General features: G+C 68.4%; 13 protein-coding genes. 7 read left to right on the forward strand and 6 right to left on the reverse strand.

The window, feature by feature from the left end:
* Positions 1–47 precede the first annotated feature (47 nt).
* Entirely contained in the window at positions 48–455 is a 408-nt protein-coding gene (locus tag I4Q42_RS11950) for a DUF805 domain-containing protein (RefSeq protein ID WP_198576297.1), read from the reverse strand.
* Positions 456–594: 139 nt separating this feature from the next.
* Between I4Q42_RS11950 and I4Q42_RS11955 the strand changes: the two genes are divergently transcribed.
* Both I4Q42_RS11955 and I4Q42_RS11960 read left to right on the forward strand, forming a co-directional pair.
* Positions 595–981, forward strand: a complete 387-nt coding sequence (locus I4Q42_RS11955; protein WP_198576298.1) for a hypothetical protein — start codon at positions 595–597, stop codon at positions 979–981.
* Positions 978–1,928 (forward strand): sterol desaturase family protein, encoded by a 951-nt coding sequence (locus tag I4Q42_RS11960; RefSeq protein ID WP_198576299.1) that lies wholly within the window; start codon positions 978–980, stop codon positions 1,926–1,928. Before I4Q42_RS11955 ends, I4Q42_RS11960 begins: the two co-directional genes overlap by 4 nt.
* Before the next feature lie 106 nt (positions 1,929–2,034).
* Here I4Q42_RS11960 and I4Q42_RS11965 read toward each other — a convergent pair whose 3' ends face one another.
* Complete coding sequence (locus tag I4Q42_RS11965; protein ID WP_198576300.1) at positions 2,035–3,354, reverse strand: oligogalacturonate lyase family protein; 1,320 nt, start codon at positions 3,352–3,354, stop codon at positions 2,035–2,037.
* Entirely contained in the window at positions 3,351–5,312 is a 1,962-nt protein-coding gene (locus tag I4Q42_RS11970) for a rhamnogalacturonan lyase (RefSeq protein ID WP_198576301.1), read from the reverse strand. The genes I4Q42_RS11965 and I4Q42_RS11970 overlap by 4 nt, the downstream gene beginning before the upstream one ends.
* Positions 5,313–5,659: 347 nt before the next feature.
* On the opposite strand from I4Q42_RS11970, the gene cysT reads away from it, so the two are divergent.
* From cysT to I4Q42_RS11995, 5 genes are all read left to right on the forward strand, one after another.
* Complete coding sequence (gene cysT, locus I4Q42_RS11975) at positions 5,660–6,529, forward strand: sulfate ABC transporter permease subunit CysT (RefSeq protein WP_198576302.1); 870 nt, start codon at positions 5,660–5,662, stop codon at positions 6,527–6,529.
* Positions 6,529–7,371 (forward strand): sulfate ABC transporter permease subunit CysW, encoded by an 843-nt coding sequence (cysW, locus tag I4Q42_RS11980; protein WP_198576303.1) that lies wholly within the window; start codon positions 6,529–6,531, stop codon positions 7,369–7,371. Before cysT ends, cysW begins: the two co-directional genes overlap by 1 nt.
* Before the next feature lie 12 nt (positions 7,372–7,383).
* Complete coding sequence (locus I4Q42_RS11985; RefSeq protein ID WP_198576304.1) at positions 7,384–8,403, forward strand: sulfate/molybdate ABC transporter ATP-binding protein; 1,020 nt, start codon at positions 7,384–7,386, stop codon at positions 8,401–8,403.
* Positions 8,404–8,550: 147 nt separating this feature from the next.
* Positions 8,551–8,742, forward strand: coding sequence for a hypothetical protein (locus tag I4Q42_RS11990; protein ID WP_198576305.1), 192 nt, complete (start codon positions 8,551–8,553; stop codon positions 8,740–8,742).
* Positions 8,743–8,750: 8 nt separating this feature from the next.
* Entirely contained in the window at positions 8,751–9,614 is an 864-nt protein-coding gene (locus I4Q42_RS11995; RefSeq protein ID WP_198576306.1) for an SPFH domain-containing protein, read from the forward strand.
* A gap of 202 nt (positions 9,615–9,816) precedes the next feature.
* On the opposite strand, the gene I4Q42_RS12000 is transcribed toward I4Q42_RS11995, so the two are convergent.
* From I4Q42_RS12000 to I4Q42_RS12010, 3 genes are read right to left on the reverse strand one after another with little or no spacing between them, the layout of a single operon-like run.
* On the reverse strand, positions 9,817–10,794 hold the full coding sequence (locus I4Q42_RS12000; RefSeq protein WP_198576307.1) for a transglutaminase family protein: 978 nt from the start codon (positions 10,792–10,794) through the stop codon (positions 9,817–9,819).
* Between the two features lie 4 nt (positions 10,795–10,798).
* A complete protein-coding gene (locus I4Q42_RS12005; protein WP_198576308.1) occupies positions 10,799–11,740 on the reverse strand; it encodes an alpha-E domain-containing protein in 942 nt (313 codons plus the stop codon).
* Positions 11,737–13,263, reverse strand: a complete 1,527-nt coding sequence (locus I4Q42_RS12010) for a circularly permuted type 2 ATP-grasp protein (protein WP_198576430.1) — start codon at positions 13,261–13,263, stop codon at positions 11,737–11,739. The genes I4Q42_RS12005 and I4Q42_RS12010 overlap by 4 nt, the downstream gene beginning before the upstream one ends.
* Positions 13,264–13,448 lie beyond the last annotated feature (185 nt).

Raw genomic sequence — 13,448 nt, forward strand, 5'->3', positions numbered from 1 at the left:
TCTCCTCGCGAGGGCGGCGCGTTTTCGCGTGAATCCGAAAGCCGCCTTCAGGCGAAGGTTTCGGCGGTGTCCGTCAGCGTCAGCTTGGGGTCGGCGCCGAACTTGTTCGGGCCCGTCGTGCCCGGCAGCAGATAGAAGACCAGCAGCACGATCACACCGATCAGCGGGATCAGGCCGATCAGAAGCCACCAGGCCGAACGGTCGGTGTCGTGCAGCCGGCGGAACGACACGGCCAGGCTGGGCAGGAACATCGCCAGCGAGAAGGCCAGGCTGACCAGGCCCAGGGCGTCGAACTGATTGCTCTCGAGGGCGTCCAGACCGCCGGTGGCCAGGCGCAGGATGGTGATCGTCATGCTGACGGCGAAGGTGAACAGCGCGAACAGCCAGTATTCCTTACGGCGCGCGCGGCCAGAGAACTGCACGTACTTGCGCAGCGGCTCAAACATCAAAGACATGGGTTTCCCTCTTCCCCGCGCAACATGCGCGGCTGCAACTTGAGGGCGGAAAGCGACGCCGTAAACCCCCTGATGCACGGACTTGACGCGGACCCCCGCGCGCCGGACCTTCCCTCGCAAAACGGGGAGGAAGGCGTCGGTGGACAAGGCGCTGCTGTTGCAATTGATCGGCTCAGCCATCGCGGTCGGGCTTCTGGTCGGGCTGTCGGCCTGGGCGCGACTGGCGCGTCCGACGCCGCCGCTCGACGTCGACGGGGCGCTGGCCCTGCTGGCCGAGGAGTTTCCGGATCACCGGGTCGACAGCGTCTGGCTGGCCGGCGACGGCGCGGGCCTGGTCGCGCGCTCCGCAAGCGAGGCGCTGGTGCTGTGGCGGCGCGGCGACGGCTATGTCGCCCGCTCCGCGCCTTGGGCGGACATCGTCGCCAACGGGGCGAACGAAGGGCGGATCAGGCTTCCCGGCATCGACGGGGCGCCGCGACTGGTCCTGGGCCACCAGCCCTGGCCGCCGGCGGAGACGGCCGCGTGAAGCCCGCCTTCGATCCGATCCAGTTGGCGATCCCGTTCTTCGTCGTGGCCATCGTGCTGGAGATCCTGCTGGCCCGTTTCGGCAAGGCCAAGGCGAACTACGAGCCGCGCGACGCGGCCACCTCGCTGATGATGGGCCTGGGCAACAGCATCGTCGGCCTGGTCACCGGCGGGGCGATCTTCGCCGCCAGCCTGTGGGTGTGGGAGCATCGGATCTTCACGATCCCGATGACCGCCGTCTGGGCCTGGGTGGTGCTCTTCTTCGCCGAGGACCTGACCTACTACTGGTTCCACCGCCTCAGCCACGAGCGGCGGTTCTGGTGGGCCAGCCACGTCAACCACCACAGCTCGACCCACTACAACCTGACGACCGCCCTGCGCCAGACCTGGACCGGCGGCGTGGCCGGCACCTGGCTGCTGTGGCTGCCGCTGTCGTTCCTGGGCTTCCCCCCGGCCATGGTGGCGATCCAGAAGGGGATCAGCCTCGTCTACCAGTTCTGGATCCATACCGAGGCCGTGCGGCGCATGCCGGCCTGGTTCGAGGCGGTGTTCAACACGCCCTCGCACCACCGGGTGCACCACGCCCGCAACGCCCGCTATCTCGACGCCAACTACGCCGGCATCCTGATCGTCTGGGACCGCCTGTTCGGCACCTTCATCCCCGAGGACGACGCCGAACCGTGCCGCTATGGCATCGTGCGGAACCTGGCCGACTTCAACCTCTTCACCAACGTCTTCCACGAGTGGATCGGCATCGGCAAGGATCTGGCCGGATCCCGTTCGCCGCGCGAGGTGGCCGGCTATCTGTTCGGCCCGCCGGGGTGGAGCCCGGACGGCTCGAGGGAGACCTCGCATACGCTGAAGGCCCGGTGGCGGGCGCGGGAGGCCCTCAAAACCCCTCTCCTAGAGGGAGAGGGAGGGGCCCGCGCCGAAGGCGTGGGAGGGTGAGGGGTTAGGAACGGTCGACGGCGTGCCGGCACGTCGGTTGACGGCGTCACCCCTCACCCTCCCAGGCTAGCGCCTGGGTCCCTCCCTCTCCCCTCCGGGAGAGGGGTCAGTGTTTCGCCAACTCCACCGCATAGACCTGCTGGCCGCCGTGCATGTTGGAGCGGAACACCAGCCACTTGCCGTCGGGCGTGAAGTTGACGTTGGGCTCCAGGCGGTAGTCGTGGCCGCTCATGTTGACCAGCCGCTCGGCGTCGATGACGCCGGGGCGGATCAGGTGCTCGGCGTCGGGGGCGTGGATGCCGGCGACGTCGGGGATGCCGCGCGGGTGCATCAGGTAGAGCCACTTGCCGTCCGGCGCGTGGGCGGCCATCTCGCTGTCGCCGCCGTCGCCGGCGAACAGCTTGCCGTCGGGGCTGGAATTGAAGTGCACCGACCAGGCGTTGCGCTCGACGTGGAACTGGCTGCGCTTGCCCGTGGCGATGTCGTAGCCGGCCACCCAGAAGTCCTCGCCGCGCGGGGTCTGCAGGTCGTACCAGACGGTCTTGCCGTCGGCGCTGAACCATTCGTGCCCGGCGATCTCCATGTTCATGGTCCGGGTGTGGATTTTCACCGGCTTGGCGCCCGCCTGGTCGGTGCGCAGCAGCCACAGCCGGTCGACCTTGTGCCAGGGACCCTCGTGGCAGAACATCAGAAGGTTCGGGTCGGTCGGCGAGAACTGCAGGTGGTTCAGCCAGTCGGTCGCCGCGTGCACGACGCGCTTTTGGCCGGTGCGCAGGTCGATGACGAACATCTCCATCGGGATCTTCGAGTCGAGCCGCTCGTTCAGCCGCACCTCCTTGGCCTCGGCGAAGGGCAGGGGCTTGCCGTCCGGACCGTTGGCGGCGTAGGCGGCCTGGTCGTAGCGGTTGTCGCGCTTGAGCACCCCGTCGGGGCGGGTCTCGATCTTGGGATCGGCCACGACCACCCCGGCCAGCAGGGTCTCGTCGGCATTGATGGTCTGGATGTCGCCGCGATCGAACCGGGCGACCTCCCGGACCTTCCGGCTGTCGATGTCGACGGCCTTGACCACGCGGGTTTCGCCCTCGGTGACGATGAAATAGGCCGAGCGCGTCTTGCGGCCGACGAACAGGAACTTGCCGGCCTCCTCGACAAGCGGCGTCAGCTTGCGGTCGGCCAGGTTGATCGCCGCCAGGCCCTTGGGCGTGGAGATCACCAGCTTGTCGCCCTGGGGCGTGTAGCCGTTGAAGTTGAAATAGAGGCTGGACGAGCCGGGCTCGTCCGACAGCCGCACCACGCGGTGGCCGGTGTCCTTGTCGATCCATTCGCGCGGCGGCTCGGCGCCCGGCGCCTGGGCCAGCGCGGGAGGGGCGAACGCGGGCAGGGCGATGGCGAAGGCGGTCGCCAGGCCGATCAGGGCGTTTTTCACGGCTTCACCTTCACGACGGCGATGCTGGGGCGCTTGGGGGGCTTCATGCCGTCGCCCAGATAGAAGCTGGTGTGCGGCGGCTGGTTGTAGGCGGTGTTCTGCCAGGCGATGCCTGCCCGATAGATCGGGTCGTGCATCAGGGTCACCAGGCGGCGCTCGGTCGGGTAGGGCGTGACGTAGATCCGCAGGAAGCTGTTGTCCTCCGCGCGCAGGATCAGCTCCTCGCGCCAGTCGCCCAGGATGTCGGCCGACAGGGTCGGGGTGGCCTTGGTGCCGTTGTTCGACAGCATGCCTTCGGCGGTGAACAGCAACTTGGTCTGGCCCTGGGTCCAGTCCCACTTGCTGATCTGGTTCTTGTCGAGCAGCTCACGCAGGTCGTCGCCGTCCCACCAGATGCCGAAATTGGTCTGGCGGGGGTGTTTCACGCCGTCGATCGGCTTGCCCTTCACGGTGTAGAGCACGTCCGAATTGCTGGCCCAGGCCTCGGCGCCGGGGAAGCGCGGGTCGATGTCGAAGGCCACGCCTCGGCCGGTGTCGCTTTGCGTCGGCGTGGTCCACAGCACCTTGCCGGTCCTGGCGTCGACCATGGCCGAGCCGATGCCGCCGTTGGCCTTGGGGCTTTCATTGACGCCGAAGCGCTCCAGGCCCGGGCGGGTCGGATCCAGGTCGCCCAGGTGCAGGGCGTCGCCGTGATAGAGCTTGGCGGTCCACAGCGGCTTGCCGTTGTCGTCGATGGCCATCGAGCCGTAGACGATCTCGTCGCGGCCGTCGCCGTCGAGGTCGCCCACCGAGAGCTGGTGGTTGCCCTGGCCGCCGAAGCCCTCCGGCACGCCGGGGGCTGCGCTGTCGAACACCCAGCGCTGGACGATCTTGCCGTTCCGGAAGTCCCAGGCGCTGACCGTGGTGCGAGCGTAGTAGCCGCGGCCCATGACGATGCTGGGCCGCTGGCCGTCGAGATAGGCGGTGCCGGCCAGGAAGCGGTCGGAGCGGTTGGCGTAGCCGTCGCCCCACAGCTTGGTCATCTGCTCGGCGGTCGGGGCGTCGGTGGTCGGATCGCGCGGAGCGGCGAAGCGAACCGAATCGAGCGCAGCGCCGGTGCGGCCGTCGAACACGGTCAGGAACTCGGGGCCCTTGAGGATGCGCCCCGTCAGCCTGGCGACCTTGGTGCCGTCCGGCTTGATCTCGGCGCCCGTCTTGTCGTTGGTCGGGCGCTCCTCGGGCCCCTCGCGCCAGTCGGCGTTCGGATCGCCCAGCACCTTGCCGGTCCCGTCGACCGTGCCGTCCGAGGTGCGCACGGCGATCTCGGCCCGGCCGTCGCCGTCATAGTCGAAGACCTGGAACTGGGTGTAGTGCGCGCCGGCCCGGATGTTGCGGCCGAGATCGATGCGCCACAGGCGCTTGCCGTCCAGGGTGTAGGCGTCCAGCAGCACCGGGCCGGTATAGCCGGCGAAGGCGTTGTCCTTGGAGTTGGTCGGGTCCCACTTGAGGACGATCTCGTAGCGACCGTCGCCGTCGAGGTCGCCGACGCTGGCGTCGTTGGCGGTGTACTCGTAGGCCTGACCGTCGGGCGTGACGCCGCCGGCCGGCTTCTGCAGCGGGATGGTCAGGAAGTCGTCTTTCAGGGCGCCGGTCTCGCCTTCCAGCGGGCCTTCCTTGCCTTTGCTGACGGCCTTCAGGCTGTAGCGGGCGCCGGGCGTTCCGGCCTTGTCGACGAAGTTGGTCGCGCCGTTCAACGGCTTGGCGTTGAGCTTCTGGCCGTCGCGATAGAGGTTGAAGGCGAGGGTTCCGGCGTCGTCGCCCTTCAGCCGCCAGGACACCAACACGCCGCCGTCGATGGCGGGGGCGGCGACCAGGCCGCGATCCAGGCGCTCGGCTTGGCGCGGCGCGGCCAGGGCGGGCAGGGCCAGCAGCGAGGCGGCGGAGGCCAGCATGGCGGCCTTGCGGAGGCGTTTGGACATGGCTTTTCCCCCCGAGGGATTATGGGCGTTGTTGCACCGATCTTGGCACGCGGATCGATGGGTGCAACATGTTTCCCACAAAATGCGCAGTCATCTCATATTTTGAAATGGGTGCTTTTGGGGTTGAGCGCTGCGCCGTTTTCGCTTCCCGGTTTTCCGCCTGCGGGGCAGGGTGGCGGCGAGACAGTTTTTCTGCGGGCTTTTCCCGGTAAATCTCAATTGACCCCATCGACGCAGTGGGGATTTAAGCGGTCCAGCTTGACGCCGCGCCGGCGCCGAGAGGATGGCTGGCGCATTCTATCTACCGCGGCTCCAGCCGCAGCCGGAACCAGGACGACGATCAGAGCATGACCGCCGACTCCCTCGCCGCGCAACGCCCCGTCGCGGCGCGTCGCCCCCTGTTCCGACGGCGCTCGGCGATTCCGGGCTTCGGCCTGACCCTGGGCGTGACCCTGTCGGTGCTGTCGCTGATCGTGCTGATTCCGCTGTCGGCCGTGGCCCTGAAGGCCGCCGAGCTGTCGCCGAGCGAGTTCCTGGCCGCAGCCTTCTCGCAACGGGCGCTCGCCGCCTATCGCCTGACCTTCGGCGCGGCGCTGGTCGCCGCCGTCGTCAACGGCGTGTTCGGCGTGCTGACCGCCTGGGCGATGGTGCGCTACGAGTTTCCCGGCAAGACCATCCTTAACGCCCTGGTCGACCTGCCGTTCGCCCTGCCCACCGCCGTGGCCGGCATCGCCCTGGCCACCCTCTATGCGCCCAACGGCTGGGTCGGGCAATTCCTGACGCCGCTGGGGATCAAGGCCGCCTACAACCCGATCGGCGTGACCATCGCCCTGGTCTTCATCGGCCTGCCGTTCGTGGTGCGCACGATCGAGCCGGTGATGCGCGACCTGTCGGCCGACGTTGAGGAGGCCGCCGCCAGCCTCGGCGCCGGGCGCCTGGCCACCATCTGGCGGGTGATCCTGCCGGCGCTGGGCCCGGCCTGGCTGACCGGTTTCGCCATGGCCTTCGCCCGCGGGGTGGGCGAGTACGGCTCGGTGATCTTCATCGCCGGCAACATGCCCTACAAGTCCGAGATCGCCCCGCTGCTGATCATTATCCAGCTGGAGCAGTTCCAGTACGCCCAGGCCGCCACCATCGCCGTGGTCATGCTGGTGGTCTCGTTCCTGATGCTGCTGGTCATCAACGCCATCCAGGCCTACTCGCGGAGGTTCGTCTGATGGCCCGCGCCCGTCACCCCACCGAAGATCCGACCTGGGTCAAGGCGCTGGTCCTGGCCGTGGTCATGGCCTTCCTGGCGCTGGTGCTGATCCTGCCGCTGGTCGCCGTGTTCGCCGAGGCCCTGCGCAAGGGCTTCGGGGCGGCTCTCGAGGCCATCGCCCACGAGGACGCCCTGGCGGCGGTCAAGCTGACCCTGATCACCGCGGCCATCACCGTGCCGTTCAACGTGGTCTTCGGTCTCTGCGCCGCCTGGGCCGTGGCCAAGCACGACTTCCCCGGCAAGCCGTTCCTGATCACCCTGATCGACCTGCCGTTCTCGGTTTCGCCGGTCGTCGCCGGCCTGATCTACGTGCTGGTCTTCGGCCTGCAGGGCTGGCTGGGCGAATGGCTGCTCGACAACGACATGAAGGTGATCTTCGCCGTGCCCGGCATCGTGCTGGCGACGGTGTTCGTGACCTTCCCGTTCGTCGCCCGCGAGCTGATCCCGCTGATGCAGGAGCAGGGCGTCAGCGAGGAGGAGGCGGCCATCTCGATGGGCGCCTCGGGCCTCTACACCTTCTGGCGGGTGACCACGCCCAACGTGCGCTGGGGCCTGCTGTACGGCGTGCTGCTGTGCAACGCCCGGGCGATGGGCGAGTTCGGCGCCGTGTCGGTGGTCAGCGGCCACATCCGCGGCCTGACCAACACCATGCCGCTGCACGTCGAGATCCTCTACAACGAGTACGATTTCGTCGGGGCCTTCGCGGTGGCGGCGCTGCTCTGCCTGCTGGCCATCGTCACCCTCGTGCTCAAGACCGCCCTTGAAGTCGCCCAGCCGGCCGTGCGCCGGGGCGGCCACTAAACGGAACGCCTCATGACCATCTCCATCCGTTCCGTCCAGAAGCAGTTCGGCCGCTACCCGGCGCTGAACCACGTCGACCTCGAGATCGCCGACGGCGAACTGCTGGCGCTGCTGGGGCCGTCGGGCTCGGGCAAGACCACGCTGCTGCGCGCCATCGCTGGCCTGGAATTCCCCGACGCCGGCCAGGTGCTGTTCCACGACAAGGACGTCACCTACGCCTCGGCCGCCGCGCGGCGGGTGGGCTTCGTGTTCCAGCAGTACGCGCTGTTCAAGCACATGACCGTGGCCAAGAACATCGCCTTCGGCCTCGACGTCCGGAAGGGCAAGGACAAGCCGCCGAAGGCCGAGATCGCCAAGCGCGTCGAAGAACTTCTGAAGCTGGTCGAGCTGGACGGCCTGGGCGGCCGCTATCCCTCGCAGCTGTCGGGCGGCCAGCGCCAGCGCGTGGCCCTGTCGCGCGCCCTGGCCGTGCAGCCCAGCGTGCTGCTGCTCGACGAACCGTTCGGGGCGCTGGACGCCACCGTCCGCAAGTCGCTGCGCAAGGAACTGCGCCGCGTGCACGACGCCACCGGCGTGACCACCATCTTCGTCACCCACGACCAGGAAGAGGCCCTGGAGCTGGCCGACCGCGTGGCCATCCTCAACAAGGGACAGATCGAACAGATCGGCACCCCGCGCGAAGTGCACGACAACCCGGCCTCGGCCTTTGTCTGCGGCTTCGTCGGTGAGGCCAACCGCTTCGAGGGCCAAATCTCGGGCGGCCGCTTCGTCGCCGGTCCGCTCAGCCTGCCGGCTCCGGGCGTCGCCGACGGCCCGGCCGTGGGCTTCGTTCGTCCGCACGACTTCACCCTGGCCGCCGACGGCGTCGAGGCCAAGGTCGAGCGCGTCAACGTCCAGGGCGCCCTGGTGCGGGTCGATGCGGTGCTGGCCAGCGGCGCCCGCATCGAGATCGCCGCCTCGCGCGCCGACGCCGACCGCTTCACGGGCTCGGTGACGGTCGCGGCCGGCAAGAGCCACGTCTACGCGGCGTGAGCTCCGCTTCCCGGCGCAGATTAAATCTCGGCAATCCGTGCGTCCCCTGATTGAAGGGGCGCGTTCCCCTGCCTAGCTATTGGATATCGCCGGTCCATGAGGGCTGAGGGGATGTTGGGGAAAGCTGTCGCACTTCTTACGATCTGGGTGGTCCTCGCGGTCGTCCTGGTGCGTGTCGTCGTGGGTCCTTTGTGGGGCTCCGGCACGGACCTGGGCCTGATCGCCGCGCCGCTCGTCTTCGCGCTCGGCGCGGCCGGATTGATCTTCCTGGCCTCGCGCTTCGTCGCCATCGCGACGCGTCCGTCCAGCGCTTCAAACCGCGCGCCCAAGGCGCATTGAGGGAAATCATGACCGCCATCCATTCGCCGCTGAACAAGCGGGCGATCCTGCTCGTCGTCACCGCCGGCGCCGTGCTGCTGCTTGGCTCGTGCTCCGTGATCTCGCAGGGCACCACGGTCGAGCCCGGCAATGTCGGGGTCAAGATCAAGACCCTGGGCTCCGGCGCCGGCGTCGTGCCCGAGTCGCTGCCGGCGCGCTGGTACTTCCGGGGCATCGGCGAGCGGATCGTCCAGTTCCCCGTGATCCAGCGCACCTACAGCTACACCCGCGACCGCGACGAGCGCGGCAACGAGAACGAGGAACTGCAGTTCAGCGACAACACCGGCCTGCCGATGACGGCCGACGTGTCGGTGACCTTGCAGGTCAATCCGGCCTCGGCGCCGGCCCTGTACCAGACCTATCGCCTGACCTTCGACCAGTTGCTCGACGGGCCGATCCGCAACGACGTCCGCTCGGCCATCGCCGCCGAGACCGAGAAGGTGTCGGTCGAGACCCTCTACAGCGGCGGCCGCCAGATGGTGGTGCAGAAGGCCCTGGCCCGCGTCGCCAACAAATGGGCGCGCCATGGGGTGGCGGTCTCGCAGATGGATTGGATCGGCTCGATCCGCTACCCGACCGCCGTCGTTGACCGCATGCAGGAGAAGACCAAGCTCGAGCAGGAGGCCCTGGCGGCCAAGGCGCTGGAGGCCAAGGAAGTCGCCCTGGCCAACGCCGCCATCGCCAAGGCCCGCGGCGAGGCTGAGGCCATCCGCATCAAGGGCGAAGCGATCCGCGCCAACCCTCAGGTCCTGCAGCAGCAGGCCATCGAGAAGTGGAACGGCGAACTGCCCAAGGTCACCAGCGGCGCGACGCCGTTCGTGAAGATTGACTGATCTGAGGCGACCCCGGCGTTTCGCCGTCGGGGTCGAGCCCATCACTCCCCGTCATTCCCGCCCTTGTGGCGGGAACCCCTGGCTCCGCTTGCACGTGAGACGCAAGCGGCGTGCTCAGCACGCCGCTCCTACTGCCCTTGCGGCTGACAGAGGGGTTCCCGCCACAAGGGCGGGAATGACGGGCTTAAAAGTGGGCTCGAACTTACTGTTGTTGCTGCTGACGCTGCTGGTCCTGATGGGCCGCCGCGTCGCCGCCGCGGCGGCGGCCGCCGAAGGCGGCAGGGCGGGCCAGGCGCAGGAACTCCGGCTCTGCCAGGGCCGCGCGGGCCCGGCGCACCGTCACGCCCACCGCCAGATGGCTCTCTGCGTCGCCCTTGTAGACGCCGCGCGAGGGGGTGACGTCGGCATAGTCGCGGCCGACCGCCACGGCCACGTGCCGCTCGCCCGTCAGGCAGTTGTTGGTCGGATCGAAGCCCACCCAGCGCAGGCTCGGCAGGAACACCTCGATCCAGGCGTGGGTGGCGTCCGGATCCGAGCGGTCGCCGGCGTCGCGGTCGGTGAACAGGTAGCCCGACACATAGCGCGCCGGCAGGCCCCAGCTGCGGCAGATGGCCAGCATGATGTGGGCGAAGTCCTGGCAAACGCCGCTGCCGGCCTCCAGGGCCAGGTCGATCGGGCTGTCGGCGTCGGTGACGCCGGGCTGGTAGCCGAACGACTGGTAGAGGGTCTCGTTCAGCCGCCGCAGCGCCGTCAGCGGATCCAGGCGGCGCAGGGCCTCCAGGTCGTGCTTGGCGATGAACGCTTGCAGCAGTTCGGTGGTCTGCACGAAGCCGTGCGGCCGCAGGAAGTCGAAGCACTCGCCGCGCACGAACTCGCTGCGCAGCCGGTCCCATTCGCCCAGGTCCAGCTTGTCGGGGAATTCGAGCACCCGCTCGGTCTCCACCGCCGAGCGGGCGATGATGGTCAGGCGGTCGTGCGGATGGGGCACGTCGAAGTGATAGACCGCGTTGCCGAAGCTGTCGGCGTAGGAGAACAGCTGGGCGGCCGGCTCGATGTCGAGCTCGAAGCTGACCAGCCGCTGGCGCGCGCCCTTCTGGGGCTGCATCCACAGCTCCATCAGGCTTTCGCGGACAGGCCGCTCGTAGTGGTACTGGGTGACGTGGCGGATTTCGAGCAGCATGGGATCAGGCCGGCAGTCGCAGTTCGAGGGGGTAGGCCACGAAGGTCTCGTAGATCGCTTCGTGGATGCGGGCGCATTCGTTGACCACCGTGGTCAGCAGCGAGCCGGCGCCGCCGGCCTCCAACTCGTCGACGTCGGCGAATTGGAGACGGGCCTTCAGCTTGCCGGCCAGCCGTTCGGGCGCGGCGCGGCCGGCGGCCTCGACGTGGCGGGCCAGGGCGATCAGGTGCTCCTCGATGCGCGAGGTGGAAAAGCGGATCGAGCGCGGGAAGTCCTCGTCGAAGACCAGGAACTCCAGGATGTGCCGCGGCTCGATCTCGGCGGTGTAGACCCGCAGGTACGGTTCGAGCGCGCAGGCCATGCGCAGCAGGCTGACCAGGGCCAGATGGTCGTTGATCTCGCGGCCCGGCGTCGGGGCGAAACAGACCTCCAGCAGGCTCGCAGACAGCTGGGCGCGCTCCAGGTACATGCCCAGCATCATGAACCGCCAGCTCTCGCCATGGCTCATGGTGGCGTCGGCCGCGCCCTTGAACAGGTGCACGTCGGCGATCACGTCGTGCAGGAAGGCGGTCGAATTGTCGGCGAACTCGGTCTCTGCGTTCTCGTCGGTGACCCGCAGATAGAGCAGGTTCAGCCGCTCCCAGGTCTCGGTTGTGATCTGGTCGCGCACCTGGCGGGCGTTTTCGCGGGCCATGGTCAGGGACGACACCACCGAATTGGGATCTGCGCGGTCGAGCACCAGGGCGCGGGCGGCGTCATAGGGCGAGACCTTGCCGGTCTCGCTGTCGCCGACGGCCGACAGGGCGATCCACACGGCCTGGACCCCGGAATCGGTCTGGTCGAGCGTGGCGTTCAGCATCACGCTCGACAGGCGCGACAGGTGTTCGGCGCGCTCGATGTAGCGGCCCAGCCAGTAGAGGCTGTCGGCGACCCGAGCCAGCATCATTGACCGTTTCCCTTCTGGCCGTTGCCGTTTCCGTTGTGGCCGTTCTCCTCGGCCAGCACCCAGGTGTCCTTGGAGCCGCCGCCCTGGCTGGAGTTCACGACCAGCGAGCCGCGCTTCAGCGCGACGCGGGTGAGGGCGCCCGGCGTGACGATGGTCTTCTCGCCGCAGAGGATGAACGGGCGCAGGTCGACGTGGCGCGGTTCGATGCGGCCGTCGACCAGGCAGGGCGCGGTCGACAGCTGGATGGTCGGCTGGGCGATGTAGTTGGCCGGATCGGCCTTCAGCGCCTCGGCGAACTCGGCGCGCTCCTGGGCCGAGGCATGTGGTCCCACCAGCATGCCATAGCCGCCCGAGGCCCCCACGGCCTTGACCACCAGCTTGTCGAGATTGGCCAGCACGTGGCTGAGCTGGCTCTTCTCGCGGCAGAGGTAGGTCTCGATATTGGGCAGGATTGGGTCCTCGCCCAAGTAGTAGCGGATGATGTCCGGCACGAAGGCGTAGACGGCCTTGTCGTCGGCGACCCCCGTGCCCGGGGCGTTGCAGATCACCACGTTGCCGGCGCGATAGGCGTTGAACAGGCCAGCGGCCCCCAGCGACGAATCCCGACGGAAGGTGAGGGGGTCGATGAAGTCGTCGTCGACCCGGCGATAGATCACGTCCACCCGGCGCAGGCCGGTGGTGGTGCGCATGTAGACCATGTTGTCGTGGACCACGAGATCGCGGCCCTCGACCAGCGGCACGCCCATCAAGCGGGCCAGATAGGCGTGCTCGTAGTAGGCGCTGTTGTAGACGCCGGGGGTCAGCACCACGACCTGCGGGTCCGACCGCCAGTCGGCGCTCATGCTCTTCAGCGTCGCGAGCAGCAGGTCGGGATAGCGCTCGACTGGCCGCACGCCGGCCTCGCGATAGGTGCCCGGGAAGGTGCGCTTGGCCGCGTCGCGATTGGCCAGCATGTAGGACACGCCCGAGGGGACGCGCAGATTGTCCTCCAGCACGGCGAACTGACCGTCCTGGCCGCGGATCAGGTCGCTGCCGCAGACATTGGCGTACGACTTGTGCGGCACGTAGAGGTTCTGCATCTCGCGCCGGTACGAGGGCGCGCCCAGCACCAGGTCGCGGGGCACCACCCCGTCCATCAGGATCTGCTGCTCGCCGTAGATGTCGGCCAGGAACATGTTCAGCGCCTGCAGGCGCTGGGTCAGGCCTGATTCGATCTTGGCCCACTCGGCGGCCGGGATGATTCGCGGGAACAGGTCGGTCGGGATGATCCGCTCGGTGGCGCTGCCGGCCCCGTAGACGGTGAAGGTGATGCCCTGCAGCAGGAACGAGCGTTCCAGCGTCTTCTGCCGGTCGGCCAGGGCCGAGGCGCCCAGCGTCGCCATCCGGGTCTGCAACGGGGCGTAGTGGGCCCGCACGTCGCCGCCGGCGGCGAACATCTCGTCATAGGCCACGCCCGGCAGGTACGCCGCCCCCGTCATCGGCAGGGTCGGGGCCTCGTCCAGACTTTGTATTTTCGCCGCCACGCCGCTGTCCACGCTGTGTTGTCCGCATCTTGGGCCGTCGGGGAAACTCCGCCAGCCGATCGAATCCTAGAACGCCTCGGGACCGGCCGTGGCGGATTTCGTGCTCCGCCCCGCCGATGCGCACGACTGCTCATCATTTGGGCGCCATTTGCCAGGGCTGAGAAGGCGCCATCGTTTGTCCTCGC

Origin of the sequence: Caulobacter hibisci (assembly GCF_016135805.1) — a bacterium.
Taxonomy (GTDB): Bacteria; Pseudomonadota; Alphaproteobacteria; order Caulobacterales; family Caulobacteraceae; genus Caulobacter; species Caulobacter hibisci.

Bases quoted from the DNA above. Each gene is read 5' to 3' on its own strand.
- I4Q42_RS11950 (WP_198576297.1), bottom strand. From the start codon at position 455: ATGTCTTTGATGTTTGAGCCGCTGCGCAAGTACGTGCAGTTCTCTGGC.
- I4Q42_RS11970 (WP_198576301.1), bottom strand. From the start codon at position 5,312: ATGTCCAAACGCCTCCGCAAGGCCGCCATGCTGGCCTCCGCCGCCTCG.
- cysT (WP_198576302.1), top strand. From the start codon at position 5,660: ATGACCGCCGACTCCCTCGCCGCGCAACGCCCCGTCGCGGCGCGTCGC.
- cysW (WP_198576303.1), top strand. From the start codon at position 6,529: ATGGCCCGCGCCCGTCACCCCACCGAAGATCCGACCTGGGTCAAGGCG.
- I4Q42_RS11985 (WP_198576304.1), top strand. From the start codon at position 7,384: ATGACCATCTCCATCCGTTCCGTCCAGAAGCAGTTCGGCCGCTACCCG.
- I4Q42_RS11995 (WP_198576306.1), top strand. From the start codon at position 8,751: ATGACCGCCATCCATTCGCCGCTGAACAAGCGGGCGATCCTGCTCGTC.
- I4Q42_RS12000 (WP_198576307.1), bottom strand. From the start codon at position 10,794: ATGCTGCTCGAAATCCGCCACGTCACCCAGTACCACTACGAGCGGCCT.
- I4Q42_RS12005 (WP_198576308.1), bottom strand. From the start codon at position 11,740: ATGATGCTGGCTCGGGTCGCCGACAGCCTCTACTGGCTGGGCCGCTAC.